General features: G+C 39.1%; 14 protein-coding genes and 1 pseudogene. 5 read left to right on the top strand and 10 right to left on the bottom strand.

The genetic code is table 11. The annotated features are described in order from the left end of the window. Window positions 1-24: 24 nt before the first annotated feature. From MICAI_RS15175 to MICAI_RS15160, 4 genes are all read right to left on the bottom strand, one after another. Complete coding sequence (locus MICAI_RS15175; RefSeq protein ID WP_002801652.1) at window positions 25-432, bottom strand: type II toxin-antitoxin system VapC family toxin; 408 nt, start codon at window positions 430-432, stop codon at window positions 25-27. 14 nt (window positions 433-446) lie between these two features. After that, a complete protein-coding gene (locus MICAI_RS15170; protein ID WP_002756604.1) occupies window positions 447-680 on the bottom strand; it encodes a hypothetical protein in 234 nt (77 codons plus the stop codon). Window positions 681-759: 79 nt separating this feature from the next. Then, the gene (locus MICAI_RS27925; protein WP_008203612.1) at window positions 760-981 is read right to left on the bottom strand and encodes a hypothetical protein; all 222 of its coding nucleotides are present in this window, start codon (window positions 979-981) and stop codon (window positions 760-762) included. A 712-nt stretch (window positions 982-1,693) separates the two neighbouring features. Continuing rightward, window positions 1,694-2,950, bottom strand: coding sequence for a hypothetical protein (locus MICAI_RS15160; protein ID WP_232306207.1), 1,257 nt, complete (start codon window positions 2,948-2,950; stop codon window positions 1,694-1,696). 22 nt (window positions 2,951-2,972) lie between these two features. Between MICAI_RS15160 and MICAI_RS27205 the strand changes: the two genes are divergently transcribed. The 5 genes from MICAI_RS27205 (at window position 2,973) to MICAI_RS15140 (ending at window position 10,646) form a co-directional block, all read left to right on the top strand. Further along, window positions 2,973-3,215, top strand: a complete 243-nt coding sequence (locus MICAI_RS27205; RefSeq protein WP_232306206.1) for a hypothetical protein — start codon at window positions 2,973-2,975, stop codon at window positions 3,213-3,215. A gap of 76 nt (window positions 3,216-3,291) precedes the next feature. After that, complete coding sequence (locus MICAI_RS15155) at window positions 3,292-3,780, top strand: hypothetical protein (protein WP_008203608.1); 489 nt, start codon at window positions 3,292-3,294, stop codon at window positions 3,778-3,780. 28 nt (window positions 3,781-3,808) lie between these two features. Next, a complete protein-coding gene (locus tag MICAI_RS15150) occupies window positions 3,809-5,275 on the top strand; it encodes a hypothetical protein (protein WP_008203606.1) in 1,467 nt (488 codons plus the stop codon). Window positions 5,276-5,299: 24 nt separating this feature from the next. Continuing rightward, on the top strand, window positions 5,300-8,551 hold the full coding sequence (locus MICAI_RS15145) for a hypothetical protein (RefSeq protein WP_008203605.1): 3,252 nt from the start codon (window positions 5,300-5,302) through the stop codon (window positions 8,549-8,551). A gap of 13 nt (window positions 8,552-8,564) precedes the next feature. Then, complete coding sequence (locus MICAI_RS15140) at window positions 8,565-10,646, top strand: hypothetical protein (protein ID WP_008203603.1); 2,082 nt, start codon at window positions 8,565-8,567, stop codon at window positions 10,644-10,646. Between the two features lie 97 nt (window positions 10,647-10,743). Here MICAI_RS15140 and MICAI_RS15135 read toward each other — a convergent pair. From MICAI_RS15135 to yhdJ, 6 genes and pseudogenes are all read right to left on the bottom strand, one after another. Next, a pseudogene (locus tag MICAI_RS15135) lies at window positions 10,744-11,184 on the bottom strand (vWA domain-containing protein); the annotation flags it as partial. Between the two features lie 574 nt (window positions 11,185-11,758). Then, complete coding sequence (locus tag MICAI_RS15130; protein WP_008203598.1) at window positions 11,759-12,742, bottom strand: GntR family transcriptional regulator; 984 nt, start codon at window positions 12,740-12,742, stop codon at window positions 11,759-11,761. A 394-nt stretch (window positions 12,743-13,136) separates the two neighbouring features. Beyond that, a complete protein-coding gene (locus tag MICAI_RS15125) occupies window positions 13,137-13,847 on the bottom strand; it encodes a lysophospholipid acyltransferase family protein (RefSeq protein WP_008203596.1) in 711 nt (236 codons plus the stop codon). Between the two features lie 301 nt (window positions 13,848-14,148). Then, window positions 14,149-15,783: a peptide chain release factor 3 gene (gene prfC, locus MICAI_RS15120; protein WP_002732604.1), complete on the bottom strand. Its 1,635-nt coding sequence runs from the start codon at window positions 15,781-15,783 to the stop codon at window positions 14,149-14,151. A gap of 59 nt (window positions 15,784-15,842) precedes the next feature. After that, a complete protein-coding gene (locus tag MICAI_RS15115; protein ID WP_008203593.1) occupies window positions 15,843-16,961 on the bottom strand; it encodes a hypothetical protein in 1,119 nt (372 codons plus the stop codon). Continuing rightward, window positions 16,942-17,829, bottom strand: a complete 888-nt coding sequence (gene yhdJ / locus MICAI_RS15110) for an adenine-specific DNA-methyltransferase (protein ID WP_008203592.1) — start codon at window positions 17,827-17,829, stop codon at window positions 16,942-16,944. Before yhdJ ends, MICAI_RS15115 begins: the two co-directional genes overlap by 20 nt. Window positions 17,830-18,076 lie beyond the last annotated feature (247 nt).

The raw sequence follows: 18,076 nt of genomic DNA, 5'->3' as shown, positions 1-18,076 counted from the left end.
TACCCTATAGGGAATGAAAAATAATTAAGGTACAACCTCAAAAGGTTGATTTCCATACCGTCGGTAAATATAGAAATCGCTATCGAGAGTGAATATTTGTTTTTGATTAAGAACTTCAGCCATGGCTACTAAAGAAGCATCTGCTAAATCCATAGGAACATCTTGATATTGTATCATTAAGGTTTCCATTCTTTTTAGTTCATCTGAATTATGATGGTGTATTACCAGTATTTCATCTACCACATAACCCCATAATTCTTGTTGTGCGAACCAACCACCATATCGACGCAATAAATACATTGCTTCGGTAAAACAAGCGCAAGTCGTGACAAGGGGGGCCGATAGCGAAGATAAAATGTCAACACAACGCTGATGATTTTTATCAGCTTCATTAATTAAGGCAATAAGTGGAGAAGCGTCGCAAAGAGTCATTGATGTAATGCTGATTAGTCTTGAACATCTAAAATATTTGTAAAAACTTCTTCTACTCGCTCAGATAAATCTGATGGCTGAAAATAAACTCGTCCAACTCTTCCTTTTAATTTTTGGTCTAGGGTTTCTGGAGTGGAAGAATTGGAAGATTGATTAGGTAGAATGGTCAATCTCACTCGCTGACCTGCTAATTTAGCACTATGCTGTAAAATTTCTTCCCAAGTCCCCTCTAAAGTGTTTTGTTCCATAGATATTGATTTGAATTTCGTTCTTTCCTCAGTGTAACAAGCAAAAGATAAAAAAACAAATTTCTAGAATTTTTTTGTCTTATTGTTTTTTACCGGGGGGAATAAAACGGATTTCAATTCTGCGTCTGCTTGCATCTGCGTCACGATTAACCGCAGCTAATTTACCCGATGGGAGGTATAACTGTCCTGCGGAAAAAGCTCGAAATTTGACGTTTTTGAGTTTACCTGTGCTTTCGATTTCTTGCACTACTGCTAAAGCTCGCATTAATCCTAAATCAGTGTTAGAACCGGGTACTAGCATTTTAACAGATTGTTTTCTGCTGGCAACCGATTCGATATTTTTATCGAGATTACTTGTCTTCTGTATTCCTTGTCCGTCGGTGTGTCCAATTACTTGAATGAAGTCGATTTCTCTGTCTTTGGTAATGGTTTCGATAGCGGGAATAATGCGTTGACGAATATGGGTTTTTAAAGCAGGGTTTAATTCAGCACTTCCCGACTGAAATTTAAATTTTCCTGATTTTTCATCGATAACTATCGGGGTTGCTGTTTGCAGTTTTTGAAGTTTTCGATTTGCTTATTCGAGATACCTAATCAGTAGATATCTCCAAGAGTGATAAACCAATCACAGCTTGCTTTTATGCTGTGTACTAACAAAATAGTGCAACGGCTGAAATGTATGTCTTTCATTGCTAATTTAATTTTATAGAAAAACTATGGGGCAAATAAAATAATTTTTATTTAGCCCAACTCCTTTGCTGGAAACATTTTCAGTCTTAAAATAATATTATGGAGGTGTCTAATGGTCAACTGGCTATTTAATCGCTTACAGTTGAATAAATTGTCTAAATCTCTTCCTTAATTCCTTCTTAGAGGCGATAATGAAGATAAATTCGTTATGTCTGCTTGTCCTATTGAATAAATTTAATCACTTATTTTTGGTGTTCTCTCTTATATTTTTGCATAAATGGGATGCTCTCGATGCTCCCGTGTTTTGATTGATTGACAAACCCCTACTTTTTGTGGATAATAAAGCAAAGACGGCCAAGAGCAACATTTGGCTTATTTTCAATAATTCTAAAAGTCGTATCTCCTAGATTATATAAAAAGGGTTGTAAATTGTAAGTTCTATCTCCTGCAAAAATTTCGTTTTCGCCAAAACTCCAATCTTTCCACCAAGACGGGGCTTGATATGGTCTTGATGAGCCAGAAATTTTTTCGGGAAATACATCAAAAATTAAGCGATAAACGCCAATTCCTTGAGGATTATTGTCAAGATTTATTAAAGCATTAAATTCTAATTGACTATTCGTAGATTGCCAATTCGTTAGTTGAAGGGGAATCAGTGAACTTTGGGGATCTAATTTTTTAAATTCTTCTGTGTTGTTATTAAAGTCACTATCACCATTGAGTTGATAACTAGCAGAATTCCCTAGTGGCAAAGTATAGGGCAGAGGATTATAGTTGAGTCTATATTTTAAAGAAGTCTCTTTTGGACTATCATTGCTCGTTTGACTAGGAATAATAAGTCGTTCTACATTTTGAGGATTCTCCACGTTTTTGATCACTATTCTACCATCATTAATTACTTGTACTCGTCTAATTCCTGATTTCTGAGGATTATCTGATGTCGGGGAAGAAGATGAAGGGGTAGGTTGTTCATTGTCATTAATTTGCAGTAAAGCAGGTTTTTCAAAAATTTGAGTGGAGAAAATAACAAAATTTTCAGCAGGAAAATCAAGTCCTGTATTTTGACTTTCCGATTTGATTTTATCGAAATATTGTTTAACCTGAGAATAGCGACCTAACACTAAGATATAAAAGGGATGATTTGTTTTAACACTGGGATAACGAATATTATCTAATCCGACATCATAAATATCCCCCAAAAATTCACTTTTGACTGCGATAATACCGACGGCGTAGCCATCTTTGAGAAGATAACTATCTTTGAGTTGTGCTACTAAGTCTTCCCATTGGGCTTTTTCTTGATATAAATCCGTCACAATAACGTAGAGGGAATTGGGCGGATCAGTCTTTTGGGGTGCGATAATTTTATGAGTGGCCGCATCTCTTAATTCAGGTCTTCCCCCACTATAAAACCAGGCAGTTTCAGCCGATTGATGATTGATCGGCTCCTTGAGTCGCTGAGTCCCAAAAACATAAAAGGTAGGAGATGGCGTGACGGGAAAAGCTGTATTTGTCGCACTTCTTAATAATCTTAGGGTTCTAATGTAGCGACTATTGCGATCGCTGACAAACCCTTTCATAGACGGCGTACCATCAATTTGAATGATGATTTTTTCTGGTTTGTCAGGATTTGATGATATTTTGGCGGTGGCAGTCGGGGTTGATAGCTCAGGGCATGACCAATTTTCAGGCTTAGGACAGCCGACTAGGACTGTTCCAAGTAAAATTAGAAGGACAGGCAAGACAAGTTTCTTCATGAATGTAAAGAATTGTTGCGAAAAAGTAAAAAACTTATTAAGTAAATTTAATTATTGTGGACAAAAAATATTTCCCTTGCTAGGATAACATCAAAGCGGCGGGTTTAGATCATTTTATTTATCCCGATTTTTTCTTAGACTCATTAATCCCAGTTATTACAGTAATGAATGAGCAGAATTCGATTCTACCAGAAATTACAGGTCTTGCGGCTGGCATCATTATCGGTGCGATGATAATGGTAATCGGTCGGCTGCTATTTGGCAATGGCATCATTCCCACCTATACCAGCAATTGGATACAAAGTAATTATGATCCTGCCGTTCTCGTTGTGTGTGCGACTTCTAGTGCGTTTGCTGTTATCTGGTATCTAATATCTCTTAAGTGGTGGCGAACGTTTACCGAGAAAGAATTCAGCCAAGCTCGATTTTTTTGGTTGCTGTTGTTTGTCTTACCCTTTTTGAGTTTCATTATTTCTTTGTTTATCTGGGGAAAGGATGGTAGCAATAATCTAGAAACCATAACTTTGGTTTTTTTTAGCTTGATTTTACTATTAGGAATGTGTTCCAGTTACTGGCTATCTACCGCCCTTAGTACCCCTCCAAATATGCGTCGTGTTGTTCCCCTAGTTGGTTTGTTTCCTCGTTTTCGTTAGAAATTAGTTTAGAGGTTATTAAAACGTTATGTCAGTTTACGTTATTGCCATTGGTGGAACAGGGACAAAAATTGTTGAAGCAGTATGTCATCTAGCAGCAGCGGGTATTTACACTCAAGGTGAGCGTATTCCAAAAATAGAAATTCTCTTTGTTGATCCTGACAAAGGTAATGGCAATCTTAAAGAGGCCGATGGTGCGATTGCGACCTACCAAAATTGTACTAAAAATATCGATCAAGGAATTAATTCCACTCTTAATTGGTGGATGCAGACAAAACTCGAATTTTTAGGGTTGTGGACTCCCTTTCAAAAAGCAGATGAATTTCGTTTAAGAGATGTCTTTAAATACGATAACTACAATGGAAACAGGGAAGTTATTCGTCATTTATTCGATGTTCTTTACACTGAAAAAGAGCGAGATGTCTTGTTAAAAGATGGGTTTCTAGGCCGACCCGCTATTGGTTCAGCGATTATGACTCAACTTCGGCAAAATGTGGCCACTAATGAGAGTTGGAAGGAATTGATCGGCAAGATTGATAGCGATCTTAAAACAGAAGCAAATAACCCTCCGCAAGTTTTTCTTTGTGGCTCAATTTTTGGGGGAACAGGTGCATCGGGATTTCCTACATTGGGTCGTCTAATTGCTAAAGAATTGGATAATCCAGAGACAGGAAATCTCCTCAAAAAAGTAAAATTGGGTGGCTTATTAATGTTGCCTTATTTTCGCTTTCCCTCTAAGGAAGATAAAGAAGCCGTTTTTGCTCGTTCTGAGGAATTTATTCTGAAAACAGAGGCCGCCCTAAGATATTATGGGACACAAGATTTGAAGTTTGATACTATTTATCTGTTGGGAATGCCTACCATGACTAATGTAGAGAAGTTTAGTAAAGGGGGAAGTGACCAGAGAAATGATCCTCACGTTTTGGAATTATATGCAGGTTTAGCCCTAAGAGATTTTATTTTTACCTCAAAACCTAATGAAAGACAGGTTATTTTGCTGAGTCGTAACAAAGATAATGAGATCAGTTGGGAGGATGTACCTGATAAGGATGAAGTTCGTCGAAAGTTAACTAATGCCGTCCGATTTGCCTATATTTGGTTATCGAGAATTGTTCCAGGATTAGAACACGCTAAAACCAAATTAGGTGAGGTTGACTTTGCACTTAAATTTTATGATCGGGAAAGCATTAAAAAATCGGGCGAATGGGATCGAATTAATGCGATTAAAGTCTGGTGTGAAGCTTATCTCAAATGGCTGGGAATTCTTCATGCCAATGGTATCGGTTTAAGATGGTTTAATGTTACAGCTTTTTACAATCAAGGCAATTTGATCATAGACCGTTCCAACTTTCCCGATCTAGTAGAGAAAGGTCTGGATAAAGAAATTAACATTCGTATTAGAGATTTAAGCAAGAAGGACTTACAAGGAATTGACAACGGGACAACGGGACTGGCTAAAGCTCTGTATAAGGTTTTATCGGAAAAAAGTATTTAAAAGCATTAAGAGGAGATGGATTCAATGAGTAGCTCTTTTTTACCCCCCTTGAAATCACAAGCGCGTGTCAAACCAGGAGAAGCGGGAAAATGGCAACCCCAAGCAGGAATCGCTTATACAGAGGTTGCAGATAGTTTAACCCGCCCCGAGATTGGGACTAATACTCAAAGTATTAGTTCAATTCCCGATATGTGGGCAAGACCGTTACTTGTGGATATGGTGTTACGGGATCAAGAATATCCGCTTCATAGTGCCATTAAAGCCCAATGGAAGGGGATGTTAGCGGCGATCGCCCTAGCAGAGGTGAAACGGCTTAAACTACAAGCCCAACTACTAGATTTAGATACGCTCCAAGCCGATGCTTTGATCAAAGCATTAATCGCTCTATCACCTTCCAGTCAAAGAACGGTTTATCAGTCAACGGAAAGAATTAGGGGGGAAAATCGTAATCCTTGGCACAAAATCTATGTTTTTCTGCTGAATGGACAGTCTGTGGGCATGACTTCTCCCGCAACCTTAGTCTGTCCTGCCGAAGAGGGGAACTGGGAAGGTATTCCTTGGTATGCAGATGGACGCTTACATTCTCCCTTGGACTCCAGTGAATATTTAACAGAAGATGACAAAATTCAATTATGGTTGTGGTTAGATAACTTAAAAACTCAGCTTGACAGTCAAAGGGGGGTAGATTCTGCCAAACTTAAAGAACTTTTGAAAGAATATAAAAATGAACTGGCACAGGAGCTAACGATTGATCCTAGAGGGCAAACTTTTAGACCTAGTAGAAATGTTGCCTATTTTGGAGTACCGCTTACTTTAGGGGATTTAGATGCTCTCAATATTCCAATTCAAGCGAAAAGAAATCCTTCCAGTGTGAGTATTTTAGCTTTAGGGAAGTCAATGAATGAAGAGGTTATTTTCATTCCAGACCTTGAGCAATTGAAAAAACAATGGCCAACCAAACAATCTGTTGATATTTGGATCTATGATACGGTCAGTGCCGCTATTTTTGATAAAGCCGAGTTTACCAAACAATATAAAGGAAAAGTCAAGTTTCTCACAGAAGATGACATCTTTACAAAAACCTTTTTCTATTTGGAAGGAGAGGGAAACTTACCAGGGGCATTACTCCCTGAAGACACAAGGGAGATCACTTATACGGTTGATGAACAAGAACGTCATTTAACCCCTTTATTACCGCTAGAATCTGAAGTGCTTAATTATTTTAGCTCAGAAGAACTCATTAAGCGTCTTGCTTTTAATCCGACGACCATTGGCAACCAATCAGCCGTCAGAGTATCTTTAACTTTACCCTTATCTGGGGGAGACTTTACCATTCACAGAGAGTATCCTATTGAAGTTAACAATGCAATTACAGCGAAACCATTCTTAGAAATTTGGCCGAATTTTAAAGCCCCGAACTGGAAAGCGTATTATGCGCTATATTTCGACAACCGCACCGAAGCGACTAAACAAAATAAAATCTTTCGAGCCGTTTTTCCTGAAGCAAGAGAAATTCATCCCCTTGATCTTAAAGACTGCCAAATTACTCGTTTAGATAGTTTTCCCGATTATATTCTTTGTCAGGATGAAACAGGGATTTCTCAAGGGTTAATTTTGTTGAAAACACCTCCTAAAGTGGGGGATCAAAATCCCAATAAAACATGGACAGTGGGCGTTGATTTTGGTACATCTTTCACCAATGTCTATTATCACATTAATAATGTGCGCGAAGGTGTCACCTTAACGCCGCTGCATCTTCAAATCACTCAAGCTACTCAGATTGAGCGTTTCAGCATTTTGTATGACTACTTCATGTCGGGTGAAGCTGAAAAATTTCCCCTTTCATCCGTTCTGACCACTAAAGGGAGTAAAGAAGAGGAAAGACCTGTACTAGATGGACGGTTCTATATTCTGGAAGATGTCAGAGCGTTTGACCCCACTCAAGATGATATTAAAACCGATCTTAAATGGCACCCTCAGAATATTGCCTATACTCGCACCTTTCTAAAGCATTTAGCTCTTTTAATTACGGCTGAAGCGGCGAAAAATCATGTCAAAAAGATCAACTGGTCTATTTCCTATCCCTCGGCCTTTTCTCGCAGTGACAAAAATCTCTATAAAGTGACGTGGCAACGAATTATCGAGGATTTAGGCAAAACGACGGGAATTGACCATAAATGGTTAGACAGAGGCAACCCCTATCGTGCAGAAAGTTTAGCATTAGCCCATTATTTTGCCGATGAAGAAGGAAAAGACCTCCTTTATACCACCTGCATTGATATGGGAGGGGGAACGTCCGATATTTCTATCTGGGTTGGTAATCGTTTGATTCATCAATGTTCGGTACAGATAGCAGGAAGACTCCTCTTTTCCCAATTTTGGAAAAACCGACCTGATTTTCTTAATCAGCAATTTAATACAGATTTAAGTGATTTAAGCAGTAGTTTGCGGGATGAACCCTTTTTCGTGAAACTTGATGGCTTATTGGCGGCCGAAGGAAGCAAGTGGTTAGAACGCAATCGAACGCTGATGGACGACGATACTGATCTGCAAACGATTGTACAACTTTCTACACTAGGGATTTCAGGTTTGTATTACTATATCGGTCTTGTATTGCGTGCTTTAGACATTGAGGAAAAATACACTCGTAAGCTGAATACGCCAGTCTATATTGGGGGAAATGGCTCTCGGATTCTTAATTGGTTGGATTTAAGTGGAAGATTTAGTCCAGATTGTGAAACTTCTCTTCTTTTTAGCCGATTGCTCAGTAAAGCATCAGGATTTGAGAACAAAAAAGAACCCACTGTCCTCAGTTCTAAACCGAAAGCAGAAGTCGCTTGTGGCTTAGTTTTAGATCAAAATGTGACTCGTTTAACGGGATTACAAGATGATGATGAAGTGATTTTCGCAGGAGAAGATTGTGAGGTGAATGGGGTGGCTTTTGGCTGGCAAGATCGCCTTGATTTAACTCAATTTCAAAAAATTGAAAGCTTTAAGCTGGTTGGATCAGATGATGAGGAGGTAGGATTAGCCAATCTTCAGAAATTTCTAGAGGATTTTCAACAAGCTTTTAAGGAGTTAAAAATCACCAGTATTAAACCGCTCAGACAGTATGACGATGAGCAATGGCGCAATAGTCTCTGGACAAAGGTTAAGCGTTCGGTAGAATCCAATTTAACGAATTTAGAAGGTCGTAACTCAGAGGATGTCAGGGTTGAACCTCCCTTTATCTTAGGGTTAAAAGCCTTATTAAAAGAATTAAATAGCAGACTATAGGAGGAAAGGAACGATGAGGGTTAGAAAAACATTTCTGATACTTTATTTAGCAACGGGATTATCTGCGGGGTTGTTAAGTGGTTGTAATCTTTCTGGGCATCAAGCACAACACTCTTCTTCTTCATCAGCGACAGGAAGTTCAATGGGGCAATCAACAACAGTTGCAGACGATCAACAGACTGCCGCTATTAACAATTTAAAGGCACTGCGAGAAAAACGCGAGGCTCTGAATACTTTTGTTGCAAATATTCAAGTTACAGAAAATGAAGCAAAAGTAGAAAATCCTGTAGATTATGCTAAAGCAAAAAAAATTGTTGATGAACTTGCTACTGCTTACAAGACATTTAAAGATAGTTTATCTGATGATATTAAAACGAAAATCAGTTTTAATAATATTGATTCAAAGATTGAACCTATCCTAGAAGGAACTTCTCAACAGCGAAAAATTCTAGAAGATTTAGCAAGTAAACAACATAGACAAGCACAAATAAAATTACAGAATTTAGGATTCTATACGCAAACAGTTGATAGCACTGATCCAGGTCAAGATGGCGACAACCAACGAATTGCGACTAAAGAGCTATTAAAGCAAATTCTAAATGTAACCCAACCTCTCGCAACTTTAAAAATTGATAATTCATCAGAGCAACCTACTTTAACTACAGATGATTTAAAAACTCAATTAGAACAACTTAAGAAGGATATTAATCGTAATAATTGGGTATGGCCATTATTCAATACTCTTGCGTTACTTTCTGTTCCCATTAGTTTTATTTTTTTATGGAGCAGAATGACTGGCGTTCTTATCACTTATAAAACTAAGAAACCGACAGATTCATCTGATGAACAGCAAAAAATTTTAGTAGAATTGCCAAAAATCAAAAGCGTAATTGAAGGTTTGCAAGAAAAAGTTTCTTGGCTACAAATTCTACCATTTAATAAAAAACCACTTAGTAGTTCAGAAGTAAAAGAAATAGAAAAAAGCCTAGAAAACGTTAGGAAACAATTCAATGGACTATATGAGAAAATAATTATATCACAATCGATTCTTGTTGAAAGTGATAACGATAAGCAGGAGGAAGATACAAAAGCAGTTTATTTTCAAAATTGGCTAGTGGAACAACTTCAATCTATTAAAAAAGAGATAATCACTGATGTAAAATCAACTTCCCTAGATGAAACTACGCAAAATACACTGAAAGATTTAAGCGATAAAGTTAGTAATATTCAAGCAATAGTTGGTAGTTTAAGTATAGGTAAAGAGGGTGGGAGTATATCTCAACATAAAGAAAAAAATGAGCAATTAGAGATTAAAATTCAAGAATATGAGGATCAAAAAGAACGTCATTTGACAAGAATTGGAGAGCTAACTGACGAACGTAATCGACTATCGCAGAACTTAGCAAAACAACGTCAGCAAATCGAGCAGTTTAGTTCAGGAGAAGTGGAACATTTGCGTAAGGAAAATCAGAGACTTTCTAGTTCTTATCAAAACCTAGAAACACGATTGTACAATGTAAACATTGAAAAAGCACAACTAGAACAACAAGCTACAACTCTAAATAGCCAGGTAAACCAGTTACAGCAAGATAAAAAAGATTTAGAGTTAAAAGTTCAGACAAATGTCCAAGATATCGAAGCACTTAAAGAAGAGATTGAACGACTAAGAAAGCTGCTTAACAAAGAGGCAATTGAGACAGTAGATATTCCCTGGCAATGGCAAAACATAATCAATTCCTATAATCAGTCTCCAGATGCTATCCTTAATATTCATGGGGTGCAAAGACAGGGAGAAGTGGTCGAGGATGAAGATAAAGGAGCAGAAAGACGGAATAATTCTAGTAAGCCTGTGGTTTTGACATCTAATGTGTCCCCTGATGGATTTTATATCGTATTAGTAGGAAACGATTACTTACTCTTTCCGAAACAGCACGCTATTGCCGTTTCTCAAAAGTTTACAGTATCTGCTTTATTTGATGGCTATAAAAGCGGCAACACCAGTAAATTTACCTTAATTTCACCTGCACAAGTTACCCCGGTTGGTAGCAGTGGGATGTGGCAACTGAAACACAAAGGAAGATTAGAATACAATTAATGTAAGCTAACAAGCTCAAATATTTTAGATAACTTCCCGTATTTATCAATAATAAAGCGACGAATTCTCATTAACACATCTCGACCAGTACGACCTAATCTGAAATCCAAACTACCGACTGGGGTTTAATAGCTTGATTGGCAGTTAAACGACACTGATTTAAGCGTGCCAGTCGAGTATAAACGTGCCATTCTGCTCCCTGAATATCGGTATTTTTAGCACTTTGGCTAGATTGCCAAGGAATCGCCTTTAAAACCGCGTCTATATCTTCCCTTCCGCGAATTAAAATCGGTTCTGTAATCGGTTGGACATTATCAGCAAAGGGGAATAAATAAACGGAATCGTTATTTTTTAAACTATCGCGAATAATTTGACCGAGGCGCGTCCGTCCTTCATCATTAAAGTTAACACTACCGGTAAGATCGATCGCTAGGATAACATCTCGTCCCTGCCAACGAGCCACCAAATCTAATCCGAGTTTTTGCCAATCGGTAAGCGGTTCCCCGGGGGATACCGTTAAACAGTCAGCACTTTTCATCTAACCTCGTCCGAGAGTGAAAAATTGAGCTTATCCCTATTCTTGCCCCATTGTACTAAAAAAGTTAATACTTCTTAAAAGTTTTTTTCGCTTTTATTCTCGATTTGCCCTAGGTTATTGTCAATAGTAACCATAGATTAAAATAAATTTTTCTGACTCGATTGGCAGCATAGATTAATATTATGGGTGCATCTCAGATTTGCAGAAATACCGACAATTATTACATATATATCAGCAGCTGCCTGTAAGCATCTCACCGAAAAACTGATGTGCAGTCGAGTGAGTGGAACGAACCACTCCAGACACAAAGGAGACAAAGATTGATCGCTACTATATAAGTTAAACTTATCACACAAAGCATAAGAGAGCCAATATTATTCAATTAAGTAACTTTGATTACAGATGAACGTAGGTTGGGTTGAAGCATGAAACCCAACGCCAGCATGGGTTACGCTACCGCTAACCCATCCTACAAATAATTGTGCCTCCCTACTTAAATTGCTTGTTGAGATAAGGCAAGAGGCAACAGCAAAGGGGGGAGATTCAGAGGTTAAAATGGGTCCTAGCTTATCATCTAACCACCTAATCCTAATTCTCGTCTGAGCAATTGAATTGATTTATCCCCAATATAATTATCACTACAGATAATTTCTGGCAGACGAATTAAATCCGATCGCACTTCATTAATCATATTTTTAATTAAAGTATAACTCGCTTGATCACTGATAATTGTCTGGGAAGTTCGGGCTAAAACTTTTAACTTATCCGTTTCATGAATTTGGGCAGACATAACTAATAAATCATCGCCCCGTAAACTATGAATTAAAACTTCGGCCACCTTAATAATACCGGTGCTAATACTGACAATCCCCAAGCGGCTATCGGTGGGTAATTTTTTGATTAATGCCAATTCCTTGCTGTAATCGTAGATATCGATGGGAATGACTCGTAATTGAAAAGGAGCGGCAATTTCCTCCGCTACACTGATAAAATAGCGACTGGTGACAACAGTGGCAGATTTAGTATTGGCTAAAACTTGGGCTAAATCCTCCATTGCCACTAATTGGACGGGAATTTTGAGGGATTGCTCTAATTCTCTTAACATTAGTTCCCCTGCTCCCAAATCATGACGGGGAATGGTGACAAGAACTTGAGAACTACACTGCGATCGCCAATCGATTTCCGCCAGTAATAACTCGCGAATTTGCTCTAAAGTTAAACCTTGAGCGAGAAAACTGGCTAAACTCTGGCTAATTAGTCGGCCTATTTCTGGATTTTGTTCCAATAGGGGCGAACCCAATAAATTATCGTTTTCATGCCCGCGAGCCTTGACATAAATCCCCGAACCTGCTATGGATTCCACTAACCCATCGTCTTCCAGTTGTTGATAAATTTTACTTATCGTATTACGGTGTAATCCCGTGATCATAGCTAGTTGACGGGTACTAGGTAAACGATGGCCCGGGGGATACTGACGAGAGGCGATAGCGAAGCGAATTTGGTCAAATAATTGCTTAGAGGCGGGTATTTCACTGTCTGGCTGGATTTGGAACTGCATCGGATCACTTCACTCACAAACTACTTTCGCTGATGCCCATTCTATCATTAGACCTCCGGCAACAATCGGATATCTTCCCCGATCTGAGGGGTCTTCGAGGCAGTATTCAGGAGCCAGAAGCAGCAAAAACCAAGATATTATTTATTTAAACCAGAAAAGCCACTTTTTTGTTTAAAAATAGTTAAAACAATCATTTTAATCCGTCCCCGAAATCCCACTCATGGGGTAGATAGTCATACCAAATCCGTTTTTAATAGTGTGATTAACTCTCAAGTTATGAATTGTTTCTCCCCACACCCCACTTCCCTATCACCCCATTTCCCCCCGCAACGCGCACGCAGTGACCCCCCCACTATCCTATACTTTTTGAACAGGATTTAGTATCAACAGCTGATTAAGGTGATTGATCCTCGTGGAGAAGTTTTAAGCGATCGCTCAAGGTTTTGGTTAAGCGGACAGTTTCCCGTTTTAGCGAATTTTGTTGATAATCAAGCACATTAATCCCTTGACCGATATTTACTGTTGCTTCGCTTCCCCATCCGGGGTAAGGCTGATTATAACTAATACTTACCGGCAAAATCTTGATATCTGCATCGGGTTTGATAGTCTTAACTTCCAACGCAATCCGCGCTACCCCCGGTTTAAGGGGATGAACCACTCGATCGCGAGAGATACCCCCTTCTGGAAAAATCGCCACCATTTCCCCCGCGGCCAAAAGTTCGACACTATGGACTAGACTACCCATACCGGGGTGATCGGTGTTGACGGGAAAACCCCCCAAACGTCGGATAAACCAACCTTGCACCCCTTTGATCTCATTAGCGGAAACCATAAAGCGCAAATCCCGTCCACTAACTAAGCGTCCCACCGCATAGGGTAAAATCAGCGCATCCCAACGGGACCGATGGGTAGGTGCCAAGATGACACCTCCCGTTAGGGGAATATTTTCCTGGCCTGTCACCGTTATTTTGCTGAAAAAAGCTGGTAAAACCAGATAATTTCCCAGAAAATAACAAAAGCGAATTAAACAGGGATTAATTCGGGAATTGACAGCAGGACTTTTTCTAATGGTGGGGGACTCGTCAATGATAGTGCTTTGAGACATCCGAGTGTTAGGAAAGATCGAGACTTTCTGACCACTTCTACTTTAGAGTAGTTGTCTGGGGGTCGCCATCTTGTCCTGACCAGTTCGGTAATTGTCTTGTCAGATTAATAAACCTCTTGCATAATTAGGGTTTGCGGCAAAAAGTTCTTCCTGGTGGCAGGGTGTGGGGTGTGGGGTGTAGGGTGTAGGGAAGGAAACCTCTTTCATCTGTGGGGGTGAAAATTTTTTCATCGGGACTGACTACTGGCTACTGACTCCTAACCCTAACAACAATTTTTGATTTTTACAAGAGGTCTAATGGTTAGGATTGCGGTTCTACTCCCGATCCTACCGGTGCGATCGAGTTTAATTGCAAAGAGGGATGATCTTCTTTGACTTGCTGTAAATTCCACTCATTTTTGAATAATAAGACGGGACGACCCCAGTAATCTTTGACAGTTAGAGTATTAAAGAGTTTACCTGCTTTTTCTAAAGCGGCCCAACCCCCGGCGACCCAACGGGCTAAACTATAGGCTAGGGGTTCGAGGGTAGTTTCGACTCCGTACTCGCTTAAAAGACGGAATTGCACCACTTCAAACTGTAATTGACCGACGGCGGCTAAAATCGGGTCGCGTTTAAATTCATCGATCGAGGATAATATCTGTACGGCCCCTTCTTCCTGTAATTCCGAGACTCCTTTTTGAAACTGTTTGAACTTGGAAGGGTTAGGATTTCTGAGATAGGCGAATAATTCTGGAGAAAAACAGGGAATACCTTCGTATTCGAGCTTTTTACCCATATAAATGGTATCACCGATCGCAAAGACCCCGGGGTTATTCAATCCGATCACATCTCCGGGATAAGCTTCTTCAATAACTGCCCGATCTTGGGCAAAAAGCTTCTGAGGACGGGATAAACGGATAGTTTTACCGGTTCTAGCGTGGTTTACTACCATATCCTTCTCGAATTTCCCCGTACATACCCGCACAAAGGCCACCCGGTCGCGATGTTTGGGATCCATGTTTGCTTGCAGTTTGAAGACAAAACCGGTGAAATCGGGATAGGTGGGATCAAGGACTCCGAGGGAGGAATTGCGTCCTCTGGGTGGCAATCCATAGTCGAGGAAGGATTCTAGGAATAATTTCACCCCAAAATTGGTCATGGCGCTACCAAAAAAGATCGGGGTCATTTCTCCTGCGTGGACTGCTGGCAAATCCAATTCCGCACCCAATTCCGAGAGTAGTTCTATATCCTCTTTTAACTGGTAATACAGGTCTTTTTCGAGATAATCCTCAATTTTGGGGTCGCCAAGCTCGATCACGGTTTCCTGCGCCTCCTGAGAGCCGTGGGAGCGACGTTCAAACAGGTGTATGGTCTGGGTGGCTCGATCGAAGACTCCCCGAAAGCGATCGCCAATTCCGATCGGCCAATTGACGGGATAGGTCTGTAATCCTAATTCTCGCTCGATTTCGTCCAATAAATCCAGAGGTTCGCGGCCGGGGCGATCCATTTTGTTAACAAAGGTAAAGATGGGTAACTGCCGCAGTTTGCACACTTCAAAGAGTTTTCTCGTTTGGGGTTCCAAACCTTTGGCCGCGTCGATTAACATCACTGCATTATCGGCAGCGGCCAGGGTACGATAGGTATCTTCGCTAAAATCTTGGTGGCCGGGAGTATCGAGGAGATTAATCTGAAAATCACGATAATCGAACTGTAAAACCGTGGAAGTAATCGAAATTCCCCGTTGTTTTTCCATTTCCATCCAGTCGGAGGTGGCTTTGCGTTGGTCGCGTCTTGCTTTGACTGCACCCGCTTGATGGATTGCACCCCCGTATAGTAACAGTTTTTCGGTCAGGGTGGTCTTTCCCGCGTCAGGGTGGGAGATAATGGCAAAATTTCGCCGTTTTTCCAAGACAGCTTCGCTGGTTTCTAGTTCTTTTTCAATTTCGGTCGTCATTCTAATTTCGATCGCTTTCCTATCTTTCTATTCTAGTTTAGCTGGGGAGTCAGATATCTTTATGGCTCTGATTCTAGGTTAAACTCAATCCGGCTCTGTAAAACCATTTCTGCAATTACCGCTCCTCCTTTACCTTGAGCTAAAACCCGCTCAAAACGGTTGATTAATTCGGGAATATTGATCACTTCCTCTACAGATTCTAGATATCTTTCGACAATTGCCCTGATCTTGTATCTTATCTTAGCTTGCTCCGCAACTTTTTCTAAAATTTCCTCGCAAGTCTGCTCAGTTTTAACCACAAAAGTAATGGGATATTTTTGCACTTTATCAATATCTAAAAAATATTTATCAGCAGCTATCGTTTCCGTAACTTGAAAAAATCGACCTAGGGGTTTCATGACAAAATCTATCCCCCCGTCATTGGCATTTGTTCGACCAGTTTTATATAAAAGTAAGTATTCAGAGTTTAAGCGATCAGGCGACCATCCCCAATATATTTTCTGTTCCCCATAATACTCTTTAAGAATTGCATAACTGACAATCTCAAAAACTCTAGCATCAATGTTTGGTCTGAGTAAACTCCGAATAAATTCAATGGCTTTCTGGGGATCTTGCTGTTGAATATCAATCATCTGTTGACAATAGCTGATAAATTGATTAAATGCTTTTTGTCTTGTTTGCACATAGGCATCAATTATATCTATAATCACTGGCGCAATATTAACTTGATTACCCTCTAGAGAAACCTTAATTAGATTCTCATTAATCCAGTATCTATTGGTTTTAACATCTCTAATTATCGGCAGATAAGATAAAGTAGGAAAATACTTGTTAAATTCCTGATTTAATCGATGATTGAGAGCATGATTTTGTAATTTATTGCCAAAAGGAAGCTCCCTTTGCCTGCGAAAAAGTGTCATATACTGAGCGCCTTTATACTCGTCGTATCCATCCTTAAGATGAAACTCATTATTAATATAGTCTTCCACTAAAACATAAATGGCATAATGATTAGCCAATCCTGATCGGGATTTAGAACCTCGATTAGCGGCTCTAGTTTTAATGTTCAAATATTGCAATAACTCACTAGCATTTAAAATGCTATTTCCCTGATTGGGAAAGTAATTATCGATAATTTTAATAATTATCTTGGTGAATTCATGCTTTACTATCGACATCGAAAAGACTCTCCTGTACAAAGTTAGATTCTTGTTTATTTTCGCTTTTTCTACTATAGCTTTTTTGAGGAGGGAGTAACTTTTCTCCCTTGTATTCTTGCCATCCGAGAATCCGTCGAAGACCAATTTTTAAATACTCCTCTTGTAATTCTATACTAATAGAAATTCTTCCCAAACGTTTAGCTACAGCTGCAGCTGTAAAAGTTCCTGCAAAGGGATCAAGCACAATTCCACTCTTGTCAGTGCTGGCCAAAATAATTCTTTCTAGCAATGATTCAGGTTTTTGTGAGGGATGATTTTCGTATTCATCCATGCGATATCTTACCCTAGGGAAATACCAGACATTGCCCGGTACTTTCTCTGTATTGTATTGACTCGGAATCGCTTTTCTATAATCAATTAGTTTTCGTTTTGCTCCAGTTTTTGCTTCTATCTTAATATCCTTTGAATTAAAAGTGTAATTATTTTTATCTTTCACACAGTGAAGTATTGGTTCATACATCGAACCAAAGTATTTTGTTGCTTGTACTCCTGAACTATCATAATGCCAGATAATGCGACTAAGAATCGTCATTTTTTGTCTTAAGTAAAGATCAAAGTAAGGCATTGCTTGAGTGCTGGCCATAACATATAATGTTCCCTGGGGTTTCAAGATGCGAAGGCAATGATCAAGAATTTGATTTGCCCAATTTATATAATCATTTTCCGATTCCCATTTGTCGTAAAAATCGGCGAAATGCTTACCTATATTATAGGGAGGATCGAGAAAAATAAGATCTACGGAATTAGAATCAATCTCACTGGATAAAATCGGCAAAGAATCACCATGAAATATAACTTGTTCATCAGCTTCATATCGTTTAAACATGATCATTTTTTCAATTTAAAGTAGTTAGATTTTTACTAGCTATTAGCGTTCAGCACCTAGAGAATTTTTCAGATATCAGAACATCCACTTTTAGTTCTTTATTTTTCAATTAAGCTGAGGGCTTCAAGATCAATCCTATAAGATTTGTTGGGAAAATTTATATTTGTCAACAAAATTACAAAGTATTGTAAATATTGTTAAACAATGTATCGAATGTCAACTATTGGTCAAATAATTTTGACATAAT

The organism is Microcystis sp. T1-4 (assembly GCF_000297435.1).
Lineage (GTDB): Bacteria > Cyanobacteriota > Cyanobacteriia > Cyanobacteriales > Microcystaceae > Microcystis.
Note: the sequence above shows the minus strand (reverse complement) of the source record. Positions and strands in the feature narration are given on the sequence as shown.